16 protein-coding genes and 1 riboswitch are annotated in these 17,612 nt (G+C 70.1%); of the genes, 5 read left to right on the plus strand and 11 right to left on the minus strand.

Annotated elements, in window-relative coordinates; translation table 11 throughout:
• Positions 1–36: 36 nt before the first annotated feature.
• The 3 genes from ACNTMW_RS06515 to ACNTMW_RS06525 all read right to left on the minus strand — a co-directional run bounded on the left by ACNTMW_RS06515 (position 37) and on the right by ACNTMW_RS06525 (position 4,605).
• Positions 37–765 carry an MgtC/SapB family protein gene (locus ACNTMW_RS06515; RefSeq protein WP_426632470.1) on the minus strand — a complete coding sequence of 243 codons (729 nt, stop codon included), beginning with the start codon at positions 763–765 and terminating at the stop codon, positions 37–39.
• Positions 766–912: 147 nt separating this feature from the next.
• Positions 913–2,553 carry an NRAMP family divalent metal transporter gene (locus ACNTMW_RS06520; RefSeq protein WP_426632471.1) on the minus strand — a complete coding sequence of 547 codons (1,641 nt, stop codon included), beginning with the start codon at positions 2,551–2,553 and terminating at the stop codon, positions 913–915.
• Between the two features lie 308 nt (positions 2,554–2,861).
• Positions 2,862–3,034: riboswitch (M-box (ykoK) riboswitch) on the minus strand.
• Positions 3,035–3,165: 131 nt separating this feature from the next.
• Positions 3,166–4,605 (minus strand): CoA transferase, encoded by a 1,440-nt coding sequence (locus tag ACNTMW_RS06525; protein WP_426632472.1) that lies wholly within the window; start codon positions 4,603–4,605, stop codon positions 3,166–3,168.
• 142 nt (positions 4,606–4,747) lie between these two features.
• Here ACNTMW_RS06525 and ACNTMW_RS06530 point away from each other — a divergent pair, with 142 nt between their 5' ends.
• Positions 4,748–5,902 carry a BUD32 family EKC/KEOPS complex subunit gene (locus tag ACNTMW_RS06530; RefSeq protein WP_426632473.1) on the plus strand — a complete coding sequence of 385 codons (1,155 nt, stop codon included), beginning with the start codon at positions 4,748–4,750 and terminating at the stop codon, positions 5,900–5,902.
• 113 nt (positions 5,903–6,015) lie between these two features.
• Here ACNTMW_RS06530 and ACNTMW_RS06535 read toward each other — a convergent pair whose 3' ends face one another.
• Positions 6,016–6,219: a hypothetical protein gene (locus tag ACNTMW_RS06535; protein WP_426632474.1), complete on the minus strand. Its 204-nt coding sequence runs from the start codon at positions 6,217–6,219 to the stop codon at positions 6,016–6,018.
• Between the two features lie 455 nt (positions 6,220–6,674).
• Between ACNTMW_RS06535 and ACNTMW_RS06540 the strand changes: the two genes are divergently transcribed.
• Both ACNTMW_RS06540 and ACNTMW_RS06545 read left to right on the plus strand, forming a co-directional pair.
• Entirely contained in the window at positions 6,675–7,226 is a 552-nt protein-coding gene (locus tag ACNTMW_RS06540; RefSeq protein ID WP_426632475.1) for a DUF6624 domain-containing protein, read from the plus strand.
• A gap of 285 nt (positions 7,227–7,511) precedes the next feature.
• Complete coding sequence (locus tag ACNTMW_RS06545) at positions 7,512–7,931, plus strand: helix-turn-helix domain-containing protein (RefSeq protein ID WP_426632476.1); 420 nt, start codon at positions 7,512–7,514, stop codon at positions 7,929–7,931.
• A gap of 144 nt (positions 7,932–8,075) precedes the next feature.
• Here the strand turns inward: ACNTMW_RS06545 and ACNTMW_RS06550 are convergent, their stop codons facing one another.
• From ACNTMW_RS06550 to ACNTMW_RS06575, 6 genes are all read right to left on the minus strand, one after another.
• On the minus strand, positions 8,076–8,954 hold the full coding sequence (locus ACNTMW_RS06550; protein ID WP_426632477.1) for a GNAT family N-acetyltransferase: 879 nt from the start codon (positions 8,952–8,954) through the stop codon (positions 8,076–8,078).
• 109 nt (positions 8,955–9,063) lie between these two features.
• Positions 9,064–9,528 carry a hypothetical protein gene (locus tag ACNTMW_RS06555; protein ID WP_426632478.1) on the minus strand — a complete coding sequence of 155 codons (465 nt, stop codon included), beginning with the start codon at positions 9,526–9,528 and terminating at the stop codon, positions 9,064–9,066.
• 738 nt (positions 9,529–10,266) lie between these two features.
• Positions 10,267–11,541, minus strand: a complete 1,275-nt coding sequence (locus ACNTMW_RS06560) for a rod shape-determining protein MreC (RefSeq protein ID WP_426632479.1) — start codon at positions 11,539–11,541, stop codon at positions 10,267–10,269.
• A 10-nt stretch (positions 11,542–11,551) separates the two neighbouring features.
• Entirely contained in the window at positions 11,552–12,073 is a 522-nt protein-coding gene (locus tag ACNTMW_RS06565) for a SigE family RNA polymerase sigma factor (RefSeq protein WP_426632481.1), read from the minus strand.
• A gap of 349 nt (positions 12,074–12,422) precedes the next feature.
• Positions 12,423–12,641, minus strand: coding sequence for a hypothetical protein (locus tag ACNTMW_RS06570; protein WP_426632482.1), 219 nt, complete (start codon positions 12,639–12,641; stop codon positions 12,423–12,425).
• A 196-nt stretch (positions 12,642–12,837) separates the two neighbouring features.
• Positions 12,838–14,040 (minus strand): erythromycin esterase family protein, encoded by a 1,203-nt coding sequence (locus tag ACNTMW_RS06575; protein WP_426632484.1) that lies wholly within the window; start codon positions 14,038–14,040, stop codon positions 12,838–12,840.
• A 16-nt stretch (positions 14,041–14,056) separates the two neighbouring features.
• Between ACNTMW_RS06575 and ACNTMW_RS06580 the strand changes: the two genes are divergently transcribed.
• Positions 14,057–14,878 (plus strand): TioE family transcriptional regulator, encoded by an 822-nt coding sequence (locus tag ACNTMW_RS06580; RefSeq protein WP_426632485.1) that lies wholly within the window; start codon positions 14,057–14,059, stop codon positions 14,876–14,878.
• A gap of 268 nt (positions 14,879–15,146) precedes the next feature.
• On the opposite strand, the gene ACNTMW_RS06585 is transcribed toward ACNTMW_RS06580, so the two are convergent.
• Entirely contained in the window at positions 15,147–16,151 is a 1,005-nt protein-coding gene (locus tag ACNTMW_RS06585) for a tyrosine-type recombinase/integrase (RefSeq protein WP_426632487.1), read from the minus strand.
• 852 nt (positions 16,152–17,003) lie between these two features.
• Here ACNTMW_RS06585 and ACNTMW_RS06590 point away from each other — a divergent pair.
• Positions 17,004–17,519, plus strand: coding sequence for a YciE/YciF ferroxidase family protein (locus ACNTMW_RS06590; protein ID WP_426632488.1), 516 nt, complete (start codon positions 17,004–17,006; stop codon positions 17,517–17,519).
• Positions 17,520–17,612 lie beyond the last annotated feature (93 nt).

Genomic DNA, 17,612 nt, shown 5'->3' on the forward strand with positions numbered 1-17,612 from the left:
ATGTACCGAGCCTATCGGGCGGTGCGCGAGGGCCGGTCAGACGGGAACGGACTCGCGTACGGTGTCGTCTTCGTCGAGATGCCAGTGCAGGTCGCGGATGCCGGGTTCCAGGGACAGGCGGGCGATGACGGGCTCCAGCGCCGGGGCGATGTCGCCGCTGACGGTGACGGTGGCGCGCAGGCTGACGGACTCGGTCTGCCCGCGCTGGGCGCGCAGCCCGGTCGGGGCCACGCCGCTGGAGGCAAGGGCCTGCAGCAGCAGGGCGCGGATGTGGGGCTCGTCGCCGCGGCCGCAGATCAGGTGGATGGTGGCGGGCTGGGTGGTGTCGGGGTCGGAGCCGGCCGACGGGACGTGGTCGAGCAGGCGTCCGGCGGGACGCAGGACGAGGTGGACGGCGAGGACGGTGGCGGTGCCGATGAGGGCGAGCGCGGTCTCGCCGGTGGCCGACAGCACGCCGACGGCCGCCGAGCACCACAGGGTGGCGGCGGTGTTGAGCCCGCGGACCCCGCCGCGGTCGCGCAGGATGACGCCGCCACCGAGGAAGCCGACGCCGGACACGACGTAGGAGGCGACCCGGGTGGGGCTGCCTGGGTCGCCGGTCGCCGCGCTGTACAGCACGAACAGCGTGGCGCCGGTGGCGACGAGGGCATTGGTGCGCAGGCCCGCCATCCGGGCGCGCCACTGACGCTCGACGCCGATCAGAGCCCCGCAGGCCACACCGGTGGCCAACCGGGTCAGAAAGTCGAGGATGGTCAGTGCGGGCACGGGACACCTCCTTCGGGACGGCAGAGCCGCAACGGTCGGGCCAGACGCGCGCCACTGGCCGGCGTCCGGCGGGCAGGCGACATGCCCGGCCGGCCGGACGCTGGGGCGCTGCGGGGACCGCGAGGCACCCGCAGCGGCGATGTCTGCTCAGCGGCCGAGCGCGACCTGGACGATCTTGATGGTCACCAGGGCCATCGCGATGACCAGGTAGGTGCGCAGCGCCCCCATGCCGATCTTGCGGGCGGTCGACATGACCGGCCGGGTCAGCGTCTGCAGCGGGGGCATCCGCCAGCTGTCGCGGCCGGTGCGGCCGGCCGGGTCTTCGGCGGTGCCGGTGCGCAGATGGCCGGTCAACGCGTACCCGGCCGCGATCACCCCGACCATCCCGCAGGCGGCCATGACCTGCAGGATGGCGGTCGCCGAGAGGTGCGGAAACAGCACGGCAGCGGTCAGGATGACCGACAGGGTGACCAGGACCCCGATCACCGCGAACGTGAACGCGTTGGTGCGCGGCCCGTTCACCCACGGGCCGAGCACCGCCCGGTCGTTGCACAGCAGCAGCAGGAACACCGACGCCGAGGGCAGCAGCACGCCGGCGAGGGCCTGCACGCCCTCGGTGAGCAGCCCCAGCGGGGCGCCGGGGATCAGCACGATGGTCGCCGCCGCGGCGACCAGCCCGGCGTAGACGGCGTAGAAGCCCTTTGCCCCGGACACGCCACGGTGCAGGGAGTGCTTGAGGCCCAGCACGTCGCCGACGGCGTACGCGGTGGACAGCGAGACGGCGAACGCGCCGATGATCGAGGCGTCCAGCAGCGCGACCGCGAACAGCACCCCCGCCACCGTGCCCGCCTTCGCCTGAAGCCCGGCGGCGATCCCGGCGGCGTCGGTGAAGTGGCCGAATACGTGGGTGCCGGCGAAGGCGCCCGCGGTGAAGCCCATCATCGCCGCCGCCCCGACGACGACCACGACGATGCCCAGCCACAGGTCGGCCTTCTCGTAGCGCACGAACCGCGGGGTGATCCGCTTGTCGATCACGTACGACTGCTGGAAGAACAGCTGCCAGGGCGCCACCGTCGTGCCCACGATGCCGATGACCAGCAGCATCACCGTGGCCAACTGACCGGACCCGCCGGGCAGGGACGGCACGACGAAGTCGCGGGCCATCCGGGCGACCGCGGGGTGGACCATGACGTAGATCGGCACCAGCAGCAGCGACGCCGCGCACAGCGTGATCGCCACCCGCTCGAAGCGGCGGAACGACCCGGTGAACGCCGACGCGACGATGACCACGGCGGCCAGCACGACGGAGGCGACCTTCGGCAGGCCCAGGTAGCCGCTGGCCAGGGTGATGCCGATGAACTCCGTCACCAGCGTCAGCGCGTTGAGCAGGAACAGGTCGATCACGCTGAACGCGCCCCAGAACCTGCCGAACCGCTCCAGGATCAGCCGGGCGTGCCCCACGCCGGTGACGGCCCCCAGTCGCAGCACCATCTCCTGGTTGACGTACAGCACGGGCACCAGCAGCAGCAGCGTCCACAGCAGCCGGGTGCCGTAGTTCTGCCCGGCCTGCCCGTAGGTGGCGAAGGCGCCCGCGTCGTTGTCGCCCACCATCACGATCAGCCCCGGACCGATGATCGCCAGCAGCGTCTTCAGCTTCGCCGACAGCCCCCGGCGGGCCGCGGCGTCGTGCAGGCGGATGGTGCCCAGCGCGCCGTGGATGTCGCCGCGGTGCGCCTCGTCGCGCACCGCGGTGGCGCGCGGCGCCTGGATCAGGATCGCGTCGTTCATGGTGGCCTCCCAGTGCCCCGAGCGGGGCGGGTTTCGGAAGGCACGCAGCCACCATCCCCCCTGCAGGAACGCGTGGGGAACCGGCCAAGCGATCATGATCGCTGGCGTGGACGTACGGCGCGGCCGGGCGCCGCGCAGGAGAGGTGGTTACCGCGTGCCGGAAGAACGCGAGGACAAGCGGACGGCGGGCCGTCTATGGCCCGGACCACTACTGCAATCCATGTCTCTCGCCTCCTTCCGGCCGGGACGCGCATGAACTCGCGCCTGTCTCGACTCGGCAAGGAGCGGACCGGCCCGCCGCTGCGGCCGGTTCACCCCGACTCGTCAGAGCTTTGGCACTTCACGGCGTAATCCCCTCAGCAGGGAAGCCACCTGGGGTCCCCCCTTAGCCCGGGAGGACCTGTCCTGATCCGGAGCGTCTCTCGACGGGTGGGATCAGTGGCCTGTGTCCGTGAAGACGCCTCACCGAACGAGGTGCCCTCTTCGAAAAACCCTAGAAAAGGCTAGTCCTCGCTTACGCCTGCCGGCAACCGCGGGCGCGGGTGGGAGCGGTGGGAGGCCGCGCCGTCGCCGCCGTGACGACGCACCTGACTGTGACGATCAGGTACAGCGTCACCGCCCGGTGGCCCGCCACCCCGGTGCGTCCGCGCCCGGCCGGTGTGGCGGGCCCGCCCAGGACGGCACGTACCCGTCGAGCCGGCCCGGCGGCCGGACGTAGTCGACCGTCCCGAAGTCGCTGTCCATGCGCGCCACCAGGTCGTCGGGGTAGCCCGGCTCCCCGGCCGGTACGTCGACCGGGCGGCGCCCCAGGCCGTCCAGCCAGCGCGCCGTGGCCGCCAGCGACAGCCGCGCATGCCAGGAACCGCCGTCGGTGTGCCGCCGGCGCAGCCCTTCCATCGCCGCCGCGGCCGCCAGCCAGCCCGTACCGTGGTCGAGCACCTGCGCCGGCAGTGCCGCCGGCGCGCCCGGCCCGTTCCAGGCGATGCCCGTCGCGAGCTGTACCAGGCTGTCGAAGCCGCGCCGGCCGCGCCACGGGCCGGCGTGCCCCCAGGCGTTGATCGACACGTACACCAGTCCGGGGCGCAGCGCCGCGCACTCCTGCGGGCCGAAACCCAACGCGTCCAGCGCGCCCGGCCGGAACGCCTGCACCAGCACGTCGGCGTCGCGCACCAGGTCACGCAGCGCCGCCCGGCCGGCGTCGGTGCGCAGGTCCAGGTGCGTGAACCGCTTGCCGAAACCGGTGTCGACCACCAGCGTCGGCACCAACGCCAGGTGGCCGGCGCCCACCCGCAACACGTCCGCGCCGTAGGCGGCCAGGGTCCGCCCGGCCACCGGCCCGGCGATCACCCGGGTCAGGTCGAGTACCCGTACGCGAGAGAGGGGGCGGTCGGCCGCCGGCAGCGGCCGTGCCGGGGCATCGCCGACGCGGTCCATCGCCACCAGCGGCAGCCCGGCCACGGCCCGGCCCTGCGGGTGGTCGGCCCAGCCGGCCGGGGTGCGGAGCGCCGCCGCCGCGCCGCCCGCGGCGACCACCGCGTCCTCGACGGCCACCGCGGGCAGGGCCGCCACCGCCGCCGTGACCGCGTCACGGTCGCCCGGCACGCCCAGCGCGGCGGCGATCGCGTCGCGGTGCGCCGGGTAGTTGGCGTGCAGCCTCACCCATCCGTCGGCGGCCCGGTAGTCGCCGGACAGGTCGGCCCACACCGGGGGCGTCGCGCCGTCGATGCGCAGGTACCGCTCGCTACGGAACGCCAGCGTCGCGTGCCGCACGTCCACGGTCACCGCCGGGGCCGGCCCGCCCCGCGCCTGCCACAACCGGCCCGCCGCAGTGGTCGCCGCCGCGACCGTCGCGGCCGCGGCCACCTCCACCCGGTACGGCGACGTCAGCAGCGGGTCGGCGGCGACGACGTCGAGGCGGGCCGGGGTGTCCACCCCGAGTTCCCGACAGACGTCGGCGACCGCCGCGTCAACGAGTGCGCTGCCGACGACACCTGCGCCGTCGTTCACGCCTGCGCCGTCGTTCACATCTGCGCTGTCAGGCACATCGCTCATGGCGTCGACTGTAGGCGCACCGGCACGCTGCTCCCCGCCGGCGCGGCGGGCGCCACCGCCGTGACAGCCATCACCGCCGACGGCGGTTGACCCGCACGGGTAGCGTGCCCACCGGCCGGGTCGAAACCACGAGGTGGTGCGGGTGCACACAACGGACAGCGGAACGCCGGACGCGGGCATGTCCCACGACGAACGCGTCAGCAGACACCAGGAGGTGTCACGCACCCTGGCGTCGTACCGCGACCGGCACCTCGACCAGGCGCTGGCACACGCCAGGGCGTTGGGCTCCGGCATCGGCGGCACATCGGCGTTGCTGCACGTCGGTGACGTGCCGGTGTTCGTCAAACGGATACCCCTGACCGACCTGGAACGCCACCCCGACAACGTCATGTCCACAGCGAACCTGTTCGGACTGCCCCCGATGTGCCAGTACGGCGTCGTCGCGGTCGGCTCACCGGGCTTCGGCGCCTGGCGCGAGCTCGCGGCACACACCACGACGACCGAGTGGGTACTCGCCGGGCGCAGCGCGGCCTTCCCGCTGCTGTACCACTGGCGGGTACGGCCGGGCGCGCCCCCGCCGGCCGACGAGCACGCCGACATCGAACGCGCCGTGGCGTACTGGGGCGGATCGCCGGCGGTACGCGACCGCCTGCACGCCCTCGCCCGTGCCTCAGCCAGCCTCGTCCTGTTCGCCGAGTTCGTCCCGCACACCCTCCGCGACTGGCTCGCCGCCCAGGTCACCGCCGGACCCGACGCCGTGGCAGCCGCCTGCGTGCTGCTCGAGTCGCGGCTGCCGACCGACCTGGCGTTCCTGAACACCAACGGTCTGATGCACTTCGACGCCCACTTCGGCAACATCCTCACCGACGGCCGACGCCTGTACCTCACCGACTTCGGGCTGGCCACCTCGCCACGGTTCGACCTGTCCACCCAGGAGACCGACTTCCTCGCCCGCAACCGCACCCACGACCTCGGCTACGCACTGATGGGGTTGGTCAACTGGCTCGTCACCACGGTGTGCGGCATCCCGGTACCGCGACACGGCGGGCCGGCGCGACGCAACGAGTACATCCGCGCCTGCGCCGCCGGCGCTGAGCCCGTCGGCGCCCCACCCCGCATCGCCGCGACGATCCGCCGGTACGCGCCCGTGGCAGCGGCCATGAACGACTTCTACTGGGACCTGTTCGGCGTCAGCCGGGCCACGCCCTACCCGACCGAGACGGTCGAACGCACCCTGCGCGCCATCCCCGGTCTCGCGTACCCGCCGACGGTCGCCCTGGACCGGCAGACGAGCTGACCGGCGCACCGCCGAGGGCAAGACCAAACGCGAGACCGTCCGCTGTATCAAGCGCTACCTCGCCCGCGAGATCGTCACAGCGCTCACGGCCGACCGGCGGACCTTCCGGGAACTCAGCCGAAGCGTCGGATCTTGCGCATGAGTATCGCCCAGACCCCGTACCCGGAACCGACGTTACCGGTGATCGCCCCTGCAGCGGAGCCCATCAACAGCGTGTTCGCACAGTCCGGGCAGACCTCCCGCCCGGTGATCGTCTTCTCGAACGGCTCGCGGACGCTGCGACCACAGTCAGTGCAGTCCCGGCCTGACAATCCCATCCCTGCCTCCTGCGATCGACTACCCGGCAGAGTAAGACCCCGGCACACGTCCATGCCTTCGTTGACCTTGTCGCGGCACGGCCTTGACGCACAGGAGCATCGCTTCGGCAGTACGGTCAGCTGCCGCGGAGCGGCGTCAAGCAGTTCGGTGACCTCGGTGAGCGCGACGGCGCCGGGCGGGGTGACGACCTCGTCGGGTACCGGCAGGCCGGTGGCGGTCTTCCCGTCGAGGATGAACGTGACGCGAAACCTCGTACGAGCGCGTATACCGCGCCTCCGGCGGCGCGCGGAACGCGCCTGGGCCGGCTGGTGCGGTACTCGTGAGCGGTGATAAATCCATTGTCACCCGAGGCGACTGTGCGTGTCATCGACCCGCGGGATGGTCTTTTCTGGGGGCCCGCCTCCTATCGTGGTCCGGGCCGTGACCGTGGCGAGGGACAGGACGGGGGCGAAACGTGGTGGACGAGCGGTACCGGGCGTTGGCTGATGAGCTGGTCGCGATGGCGGCGGTGGACCTTCACGCAACGCGCGAGGCCATGAACCAGGACGACCACGCCGCGCAGTTGGCGTGGCGACGGGTGACCACCGGGCACGGGGACCGGCTGGCTGAGCTCATGGCCGAGCACGGCTGGCCGACCGCGCGGCTGGTCGGGCCGGCGGCGGCCGTCAGCGCGTGGAAGCTGGCGCAGCACGCGGACCGGCAGTTGGAGGTGCAGCGGCGGGCGCTCGCGCTGCTGGCCGAGGCGGTGGCGGTGGGCGAGGCGAGCCCGCGGGAGCTGGCCCTGCTGCGCGACCGGGTGCTGGTCAACGAGGGTCAGGAACAGATCTACGGTACCCAGATCGCCGGCGTCCGCGACGGCGCGCCGGTGCCGTGGCCGTGCGTGGATCCCGAGCGGCTGGACGAGCGGCGGGCTGAGGTCGGCCTGGAACCCTTCGCCGTGCACGTCACTCGAACCGAACCCGCTCCGGATCCCTGGTACGAGCGCGAGACGACGGTTACCGGGTAGCCAGGGCCGGCGGATCCAGCAGGCAGTACTGCACCGGCAGCTCGCAGCCAGGTGTGGCCGTCCGGGCCGAGGCTCGTCCCGGTAGGCCCGCCGGCCCTCCCGCGGCAGGTAGGCGTACGGCCGCCCCTCCACCAGCGTGATGAGCTGCCAGGCGGCGCGCAGCGTGCGGGCAGACCCAACCGAGATCAATCCTGAGCTGCCTGGCCTCGGGCGCGCGCCCCACCGACACCGACGGGTACCCCCGACCAGGCGCCGCCCGTGTAGCACGCTGACACGGTCCGGCTCTTGATCGCGTACCCGGAGCTGCCGATGACCGGGTGCTGGAGCGCCGGAATCTCGACGACTTCGTGGGCGACGCTCATCAGCCTGGAGGGACATGGAGCGGGCCGCGAACACGGTGAAGATCAGTTCGCCGCGCATGTGATCGAGGGTGGCGGTCAGACCGGGACGGGTAGCGCCTTTCGCCGAGTTCGAAGTCGACCGCTACGCATGCGCACCCGCGAAGGCATGACGATCGCCCGGGCCAAGGGCAAACTCAAGGGCCGCGCGCCGAAGCTGTCCGCGCCCCGCCAGACGCACCTGGTCAAACTCCACGCCGCTGGCGAGCACGCCATCGCCGGGCTTGCCGAACTGTTCAACGTCTCCCGGCCGACCGTGTACCGAGTCCTCGATCGTGCTGCGGCGAAGGCCGAGGCGACCGCTTGACCACCGCTGGCCTGCGCGCTCACCGCCGTTGCGGCTGGTGACACGTTTCTACCGGCACCCAAGTCCACGTCCTGGCGAAGCAGGACGCCAACGCCCGATGTGTACTCCAGCGTTTGATCGCCGTCCTTGGCCAGGCCGTGTTCTTCAACCGGCTTCTGACGCGTCGTAGGAGAAGTCGTACCCGGTGAATTCGGTAACCGGGACGTATCCGATTCGCTGGTAGAGGGCGTTGCTGGTGGGGTTGGCCGGATCCGCGAACAGGACGACGTCCGTCGCACCCGTAGCCAGCGCGGCTCTGCTCGCCTCGACGGTCACGGCGCCCGCGTAGCCGCGGCCCCGGAGGTGGGCCGGGGTGTAGACGGGGTCCACCCGGATCATGCCGCCGACCATCGAAGTCGAGCCTGCGATGGAGACCGGAGTGCCATCCGGGGTCTCCCAGAACGTGAATTGCTTGTCCGCGAAGCGCGAGTCGGCCCAGGAGCCGGCGTCTATGGGGGGAGCCTCTCCGACGGCGGCGACGAACTCACCGCACCACCGGATGACTTGCTCATGGTCCTGCTCACCCGCCACTCGTCCGTGACCCTCTGGGGTCGGCTCCAGCGGGGTGAGTGTGCCGAGACGGTAGAGACTGCCCCACCAACTGGGCACCGAGGTTGCGCCTGTATGCCGCTGCCATGCCTCGGCGAAAGCGGTGGCGGTGTCGTGGTCCGCGGTGACGCCGGAGAGAGGGTGGCCGAGGTCGGCCAAGCGGGCGGCGAGAGTGTCGACCTGTTCCTGAGAGAGGGGGGTGAGGGTCAGGCGGCGGGACGGACGGCGGTAAAAAATGGCGCGGACCTCGCCCCCTGACTCCAGTCGGCCGAACACGGTGGCTTCGGCACCATCTGCGCCCGTCCCACGTGTTCGCAGTCTCTCAACCACTGTCAGCTGCGTGTTGTGTAGGGCGGGGCGCGAGCGCAGGAAATCCCCGGCTCGGGCGAAAAAGGCGTCGATGTCTTCGGTAAGGTGCCAGCCATCTGGACGCATGCTTCATGATCTCTCATGCATGCACGCGACTCCGGTTGGGCACGTACCGCGATCCGAGCGCAATCGGTGGTAGTCCCCTCCGAGGTACATGGCCCGGGCGGAGGTCTCCTCACCGAGCCGGACGTAGATGCCGAGCGTCGCCAGGTGCCGGTGGCGGGCACAGCACCCGCTCGCGTAGTGGGTTGCGGTCGTCGGCGAACAGCCGCTCCAGGCGGGCGCGGGGGATGGTCTTGTCCCGGGTCCGGGTGACCTTGCGGCGTTCCAGGCGCCGGCCGGGGTCGGTGGTCAGCCAGTCCTGGCGGCGGCAGTAGGCGGTGAACGAGGTGAGCGCGGACAGGTGCTTGTTCCAGGTGTTCGCGGCGCACTGGTCCCAGCGGGTCATCGTCTGCTCGTAGATCTCCGGGGTGAGCGCGGCGACCGGCACCTGATCGCCGGCGGTCTCGCGCAGCCGGCGCAGGGGCTCGGTGTAGGTGGCGCGGGTGCCGGGGTCGTCGCGGAACCGGTCGAGGAACGCGTCGACGGCGACCACGAGCGCCACCGGGCGGTGGGCGGTCGGCAGCGGGATCACGGACACCTCGGCGACCTCTTCCGGTGATGTGACACAGAATGTGGCCGAGTCGCCCTCGCCGCAGTGATGGTGTCCCGCAGGTGGCGATGGGTGGATCATCGCACCGTGACAGAGAATACGGGATTCTCTGTCACAGGTGTGCGCCAGTAACGAGCAGGTCAGGCGCCTCGAACCCCGCGCTGACCTACCTGCCGCGGGGGTCAGCATCCCAACCCCTCCGGCCGTCAGCGGAGCTGATGGTGCGGTCGATGGGCGTGGCACCCAGGTTCCCGCACCTACCGCGCCCTCGACCGCGCCGTTGAGCAGGTAAGACCCCCGTGGCGTGCCTTCTGGTCGGCGAAGCGTGTCACCAGACCTCCGGCCCTCACCTTTTAATCGGCATTTCTCAATAACATATGTCCACTGTGCATGGGCCACCGAAGGCGGGCGACAAGGCTCACAAGTTATAGCCAGACGTCAATCTTATGACGGTCGATCGCTTCCCGGAAGGATCAACCCACTACTTACTGCAACGGGGAGGATTGCAGAGTGTCACACTCGTTCAAGAGGTGGCTCGCTGCCGCCACCGGCGCTGCGACCGCAGGGCTGCTGCTACTGGCTGCTCCGGTTCAGGCGGCGCCTACGGCAGAAGCAGCCGACGTCAAGCCGAACACCGCGAAACCCAGCGCTGCCGAGATCGAGGCGAATACTGCCGCCGCGTAAAGCGTGCGGGAGGCAAGTCGCCTTCCGCACGCTTTTTCGGCGTTAGCAATCGCCGCCAGTGGGCGACGTCATGATTGACACTTCGCGCACGTGGGTGAGGTCAACCGTCGGTGTCAGTTCCACACTGCTCGCTTCCGCCGCCTTGTCCGAGGAAGCTCGTCCAACCGTAACAGCGCCGACCTGGTCATTCGGCTGGCACGGATCCGGCACCAGAACACGATTTCCCGCAGACACCGTATACACCTTGTCACCTGTCGGTATGCGTTCCATGACGAGACTCGTTCCGGTGCCACGCACGGAGCCCGGCACATCGCTGATGTCGGTGTATGCCGGGCCGGCGAATCCGGTACTGGTAAGCAGGTCAATTGTCGCTTCGCCACGCGTGACGTCAACCGCGGTCACGCGTCCGACCAAACCCTTGGTCACAACAGCGAGTTGACCTCGCCGCACCGCCTGGTTCTGCTGGAAAGCCACGACGATCTGTTGGCCGGTTGCAGCCAACACCGTGCCCGGTACCGCTCGCGCGTCGCCGTCGGCACCGCCGTCGCCTGGCACCTCGAACACCTTCGTCATCTTGGCCAGCGGTCGATTCGGCTTGACAAAGCCGGAGATAGTCGTTGTTTGCGCTGTCGCGTTCAGCGGGAACCCCTTGACAATAAGGCGGCTGGTCGGCGCGTCGGGCTCGCCTAGCATCTCGTCGTCGATGACCGTATTTGAGACCCGCACTGTAGTAACGCCTGGCATAGCGACAGCGATGGCGTAGGTACCCCACCCATCCTTGCTGACTTCTCCGACCGGTCCGGTCAACCGGGGACTGACCAGGCTGATCACCTGAGTGTTGACCGGGTCGGGTGCGGGCCGATCCGCCCGTAGCCGCAAAGCCTGAGCCGCGCTCCCATCACTGGTGAAGAACGCCAGCCGCGCGACACCCTGCTTGTCGTACCCCTGCAGGACTGCGATCGAGTGCAATTCTTGGTGATTCCGCATGGCGACGAGAGCCCGGACAGCGGTGTGCGGCCCTGCTGTTCCGGCAGCATCCCAGACGTCCGTGGCCTCACGTACCAGGCTGGCATCGACGTCACCGACGGCAGACCAGCCCAGGAACGGGCCGTCCGGGGGTGGTGCGGCAAGCTGTGGCGCCGAGCCGACTCCGACCACCCTGACCATGGTCACCAGTACTGCCACGCACACGGCGGCCGCCGCACCGGCGGTCATCCGCCGCCGCCAACGAAGCCGACGTGACCGCCGCATGACTTTGTCGTCGTAACCCTCGACAGGTTTCACCGGCTCGGCCAGGGCAGCGAGGCGGTCACGCAACTCTGTCTCACTATGCATATCGCACCTCGTGTTCAGCTGTGGCGTCGACCTCGACCCAACGCTGGCGGAGCGTCCGCAGGCCCCTTGACGAAAGACTCTTGACCGTGCCCACCGAACAGCCCAACGCCCGCGCCGCGTCCTGCTCGGACAGGTCCGCATAGAAGCGCAGGACGACCGCGGCACGTTGTCGTGCCGGCAGCGCATCCAGCGCCCGACGGAGCCAGTCCCGCTGTTCTACCCCCACGTACTCGTCCCGGGCCTGGCTTTCCATCAGCCGGCTGAAGGGCTGCTCCCACCAGGCCCGGCGGCGCCGCGCGCTGAGGTAGGCATTGATCAGGGTCCGTTGCACATAGTTGTCGATCCCCTCGGACCGCTGCAGACGCGACCACACCACGACTGTCTTCGCCAAAGTGGTCTGCACCAGGTCTTCGGCTCGGCCAGCATCCCCACAGAGCAGAAAGGCCTCACGAAGCAAGCGACCGTAGCTAGCCCTGACGAAGGCTGTTACCTCCTCGTCGTCCTGGCTGCGCATGCTTCCTCACCATCCTCGCCAACATCGTCATAGCAACTACATACGCTGTGACCGCATTGAAACGTTGCCGCCAGGAAAGAGTTTCTAGACCAATTTGCCGAGCATGGTGTGGATCCGGCGGCAGCAATACGGGACGACTGCCGCGTTTCGAACACCGATCGCGGCGGCGAACGGACCGGCCCGGTCGCGTCGCGACCGGGCCGGGGGTTCTCCGCGAACCAGGCCCGTCAGTTGACGCTTTCGCCCCGAGGTGTACCTCTTCCCGTAGAGCCCGGCGGCCGCGGCGCGCGGTGGACCTCAGACGTGAGCGGCGACCCGCAAGAGAAGCCGCCGCTCACGAAGACGTCGATCAGCTGCCTGCCGAGACGACCTTAGTCAGCCGCAGCGGCCGGTAGCCGTCGGTGTCGAGCTGGGCGAGTTCACCGTCGATGTCGACCGAGTGGGTGCCGTAGAAGTGCACGTTCCTGCGGTGGGTCGGCCAGATGTGCGCCAGGATCTCGTCGTCGAACTGCCGGTCGGACCGGCGCAGGGCGGCCACTCGGGTGGCCTGCACGGGGATTCCGAGCACCGACGGGCACCCGGCCCGCAATGAGGGCGTTGCCCGGCTGTCCCCGCTGGGGCACGCCCACATCAACACGCTCGGCCGCTATGCCTTCAGTCCGCGTACCGACCGGGCGCTACGCCCACTGCGTGACCCGGGCGCCGACGATGCCCGGTCGCCACGTGGACCGTTGACGGCCAGCCGGCGCTGAACGCTGAGGAGCCTAGTTCGGCGGGGAGTCCTTGACGAACATGATCCCGTCGGTGCTGGCCAGGTGGGCCGGGTCCAGCGGGGAGTAGCCGAACCAGGGGGACACACGGGGAGCGGGAGTCACGTCGCCGAGGATGGCGGCCAGTCGGCGGGCGTCGACGACGTACCGGTCCTCCGGGAGCGCGTACAGGAGCCCTTCGATGGTGTCCGGGGGTGGGGTCTCCACACCGTGGTGGCGGATCGTGCCGAGGGCCGTGGCCAGGAAGGCGTACCCCTCGCCCAGTTGGGCGCTGACGATCGCTCCGGCGCTCCACCATTCCACCGGTCCCTGCCACATCTGCATCGTGCTCTTGTGCCGTTGCAGATGTGCGTTGTGGGCGTGCACCAGTGCCGGGCCCCGCTCGGCGATGGCGAACAGGTTGGCGGCCATCATCGAATCCCGCAGTGCGCACAGCCGCGTCATGCGGCTCGGTGACGTGTCGGCCATCCAGAAGTGGTAGCGCAGCAGCCCGGTGGCGGTACGACCGTACAGGCGTGCCCGGTCCCAGTCGTCCCACGAGGACGCCGCGATCAGGTGTGGTGACTGCGTGTCGAGCAGGGCTACCAGGTCGTCGGCGAGCAGCCGCAACTGTGTCGCCTCGGGCGTGTGCCCCACCGACACCGACGGGTCCATCATCGCGGCGGGGTTGGTCCACCGGTCGTCGGCGCCGAGCAGGCGGTCGAGCGTTTCCGCGGTGCAGGGAAGCAGGTCGGCGTCCACCCATGCGGTGAGGTAGGCGTGGAGTGCGATGAGGACCTGCCGGGGGCTCGCGGCGTGCGTGATCTCCAGCGGGCCGTCGAAACCGGCGAAGCGCAGCCGCTCGGATGCGGGCCGGCCGTCGTTGTACGCACGCATCCAGCGCACCAGCTCGCGGTTGGCCGCGAAGGCGCCCCACCCGTGGCTGAAGCCGCGCTCCATGACCCCGTCGAGAATGCCCGGGCCCGAGGTGACGTAGTCGTCCACGACCAGGGCCATCATGCAGTCGCTCTCGATGGCGATTGTCCGGTAGCCCTCCTGCTCGACGAGTTGCCGGAAGAAATCGTTCCGTAGCTCGAGCAGAACGTCCTCGCCATGGGTCGGCTCACCCAAGGCAAGCAGCCGCGGCCTGGCCCTGAGCAGCCCCATGACGGTAGCAGCGTCGACGACATGGGCGGCCTTCTTGATACCAGCAGTCATACCCTCAACGGTATCGTTGAACCAACGGTGGAAACTTCTCATCGATATTGGCGGCCCGATAATGCGAAACCTTCAAAGCGACGGACAACTCAGGCCGGTTGACCTGGCGCGAGCGCACGGTCTGTCCACGCAGGCGGTCCGCAACTATGAAGCGGCCGGCATCCTTCCGGCGGCTGAACGCACCCCGCATGGCTACCGCACCTACACGCCGCTGCACGCACAGGCGCTGCGTGCATTCCTCGCCCTCGCGCCCGGACACGGCCACCAGACGGCAACGTCGATCATGCAGGCGATCAACCGGGACGCGACCGAGGATGCCCTCCACCTCATCGACTCCAGTCACGCCCAGCTTCTTGACGACCACCGCACCCTCCAGGCCGTCGAAGCCGCTGTTCGTGACCTCGAACCCGCGCCGCCGGAACGAGGCAACGTGCTCGTCGGTCCACTGTCGAAAAGGCTCGGCATTCGCCCGGCCACGCTGCGCAAGTGGGAACGCGCCGGCCTGGTCCAGCCGCGCCGTGACCCGCAGACCGGCTATCGGGTCTACAGCGCGGCCGACGTGCGCGACGCCCTCCTGGCTCACCAGCTCAGACGAGGTGGCTACCTGCTGGAGCAGATAGCCCCGCTGATTGCCCAGGTCCGTTCCGCCGGAGGCATCGCGCCGCTCGAATCCATGCTGCGCGACTGGCGTGCCCGCCTGTCTGCCAAGAGCCGCGCTATGCTCAGCGGCGCTGCCGCGCTGGACGCCTACCTCGACTGTCGACCGGCCCCGCCCGAAGACGGGCCGAGTTCCTGGGCCGGGGGCAGCACGTGCAGGGTCTTGAAGACCCGCCCGTAGTGGGCGAGCGCGTCGCCGAAGCCGGTCAGCCGCGCGTTGTGCCGCAGCACCCGGATCGCGTCGTCGGCGGAAGTCTCCCGGTGCGGACGGAGGCGATCACCCGCAGGATGTCCGACCAGTGCCGGCGGCACGCCCACCGACCGCCGGCGGGAATACCGACGATGCCGACCGTCGACGGGCGTGCCGACACCAGGGTGAGCCGACGACAGGGGGAGTGGGCGTCCAAACCACACCGTCCGATACCCACCGACCGCACACCGCGGTCAGGTCACGACCCCTCCGTAGCGGGAAACAGACCACCCAACGCGCGATTGGTCCGGTTGGCCCGCACCGCCGCCCGCCGCTGGTCCGCCGTCACGTCGATGTAGTTCTGGCTCGTCGTCAGGCTCGCGTGCCCCAGCAGCCACATGATCTCCGACGCGGTCGCCCCGTCCTCGGCCAACCGGGTCGCGAACGTGTGCCGCAACGCGTGCAACCGCGCCCCCCGCGGCACCCGGTCGGTGATCCCCGCCCGCCGGTAACACGACTCCACCAGATACTGCAGCCCCCCACGGCGCAGCGGCTCACCCCGCCGATCCACCAGCAGCACCGACTCCACCACCACCGTCCGCGCACCGAACCGGCGCACCCGACTGTCCAGGTACCGGCCCAGCACCGCGTCCAGCTCCGGCTCCACCGGCACCACCCGCAACTTGCCACCCTTACCGACGACCTCGACCCGCCGCTCACCCGGCCGCCCGGTCACCGACCCCACCCGCAACGCCAGCAACTCCGACAACCGCAGCCCGGCACACAACGCCAACGCCAGCACCGCCAGGTCACGCTCCGGCCACGGATCCCGCTGCCGTCCCTCCTCGTGCGCCACCGCCTCCAACAGCCGCTCCGGCGTGTCCTCACCGCGCAACGGCTTCGGCAGGGGGAGTGGTACGTGCGGCTTGTCCACCGCCGACATCGGATTGCCGGCGATCACCCCGTCAGTGACCAGGAACCCGAAGAAGCTGTTCCAGGTCGACCACGCCCGGTAGACCGAGGCGGCCGCGCGGGGAGCGGCGAACTCCGCGAATGCCGCCCGCAACGCCCGCGTCGTCAACGCCGCCAACGTCAACTCGGCCAGGGGGAGGGGAGTGGCCGGGGAATCCGCCACCAACCGGGCGACCGCGAGCAGGTCGCGCCGGTACGCCTGCAGGGTGTGCGCCGACGGCTTGCGCGCGGCACGCGCTGCCAGGAACTCCTCAATGAGGGTTAGTACCAGTTCATCCCTTTTGTCCTGCATAAGGAATATTATGCATCATTTTCGCTTTTCCGCGAGGGGTGGTGGGCGAGTGGCTGACACCGGCCGTACTGCGGCGTCGCCACGCGCCTGCCGACGCCGGGAACGTCCACGCGCGATCCCGGATCCGCCTCGTATCACCGCTCGTGTCGTGTCGACCGGACCGTACGTGAGCGACCCGCCCGCGCACGGCGTCGCGGAACGGCCAGCGGTTCGGACACACCCGGGCGCCGGATCGCACCCGGCGACACCCGGGTGCCGTGGTGTGGTCGCCAGCGACCAGTCGGCAGGCGCGACGGTCGACGTGCCCGTCATCGCGAGCCGTGAGCGTGGGACCCGGATGGTGCCGGGTGCGGATGGTCCGAGGCACCCGGCACCGGTGGTGACCGTGGCCGAACGTGTCGGGGTCGGGGGCGGGGTCGATTCCCGCCGGTCCCGCCGGGAGAGGCCGATCGGGGCCGCCCACCTGGTTACTTAACATAATGTACATTATCGACCATCCCTTACCGCAGTGCCGGATGCCTCATTCCTGCCGGCCAACCCCACGTCCGGCCCACCCGCCCGGTCTGCCTTTCCCGCTCACCGCCGCGGTGCGTGCCGCCCGAGCCGGTCACAGTCGAGACACACGCCGGCCACCTGTCGTCCTGATGGCCGGTCCGGCGCCGGCGTGTGTCTCGTGCCGGACCGGAGTGCGTTCCTCTGGGCGTGACGCGCCACCGGGCGATGCTGTCCCCGACGGGTGTACGAGTGTCAGGCGGCCCGGCGGCGGTACCCCCGCCGGGCGTGGCGAAATCGCGGCCGGGCCGCGACTAGGGCGCGTCGGTGCGGGTAGTCGCCCTGCGTCCGGCAGGCCAGATGAGCGATCAGGAGGAGTTCATGGCACTCAACAGTCCGGTGGACCTGTTCCTGTACGAGCTGTCCGGCGCACTTGACGCCGAGAAGAAGGGCATTGAGTGGAAGGGCGAGCTGATCGGCCAGATCCGGGACTCCAACGTGCAGCAGGTCCTGCGTACGGAGCAGCAGGAGGGGCAGCAGAAGATCAAGAATCTGGAGACGTGCTTCCAGGCGCTGGGTAAGCGCCAGCAGGATGTCCCGTGTCTGGCGATCGACGGGATGCGTGCGGAGAGCCAGCAGTTCATGAGCCAGAACCCGTCGCCTCAGGTGCTCGACATGTACGTCGCCGGCGCCTCGTCGAAGTTGGCCCACTTCGGCAGTGCCACGTACAAGGGCCTGGTCGGCAAGGCGACGATGATGGGTGACACCCGGTGCGCGCAGGCCCTGCAGGCCAACCTGGTCATGAAGGAGGACAGCGCCACCCGTTGGGAGCGCGTCGGTCACGAGGTGAGCCAGCGGGTCATGGCGACCGCGTGACCGGTCGCGGTGTGCCGGTGGTGTCGTCGCCGGTGTCGGTGCGTTCCGTGCGCCGGCGCCGGCGATTCGCTTCGCCGGCCGGGGTCCGGCCGT

Source organism: Planosporangium spinosum (assembly GCF_049999945.1).
GTDB classification, from domain to species: domain Bacteria; phylum Actinomycetota; class Actinomycetes; order Mycobacteriales; family Micromonosporaceae; genus Planosporangium; species Planosporangium spinosum.

Coding starts and splice junctions, on each gene's coding strand:
- ACNTMW_RS06550 (WP_426632477.1), bottom strand. CDS start 8,954: ATGCGTCCAGATGGCTGGCACCTTACCGAAGACATCGACGCCTTTTTC.
- ACNTMW_RS06535 (WP_426632474.1), bottom strand. CDS start 6,219: ATGGGATTGTCAGGCCGGGACTGCACTGACTGTGGTCGCAGCGTCCGC.
- ACNTMW_RS06590 (WP_426632488.1), top strand. CDS start 17,004: ATGAGCGATCAGGAGGAGTTCATGGCACTCAACAGTCCGGTGGACCTG.
- ACNTMW_RS06520 (WP_426632471.1), bottom strand. CDS start 2,553: ATGAACGACGCGATCCTGATCCAGGCGCCGCGCGCCACCGCGGTGCGC.
- ACNTMW_RS06585 (WP_426632487.1), bottom strand. CDS start 16,151: ATGCAGGACAAAAGGGATGAACTGGTACTAACCCTCATTGAGGAGTTC.
- ACNTMW_RS06575 (WP_426632484.1), bottom strand. CDS start 14,040: ATGACTGCTGGTATCAAGAAGGCCGCCCATGTCGTCGACGCTGCTACC.
- ACNTMW_RS06525 (WP_426632472.1), bottom strand. CDS start 4,605: ATGAGCGATGTGCCTGACAGCGCAGATGTGAACGACGGCGCAGGCGTG.
- ACNTMW_RS06565 (WP_426632481.1), bottom strand. CDS start 12,073: ATGCGCAGCCAGGACGACGAGGAGGTAACAGCCTTCGTCAGGGCTAGC.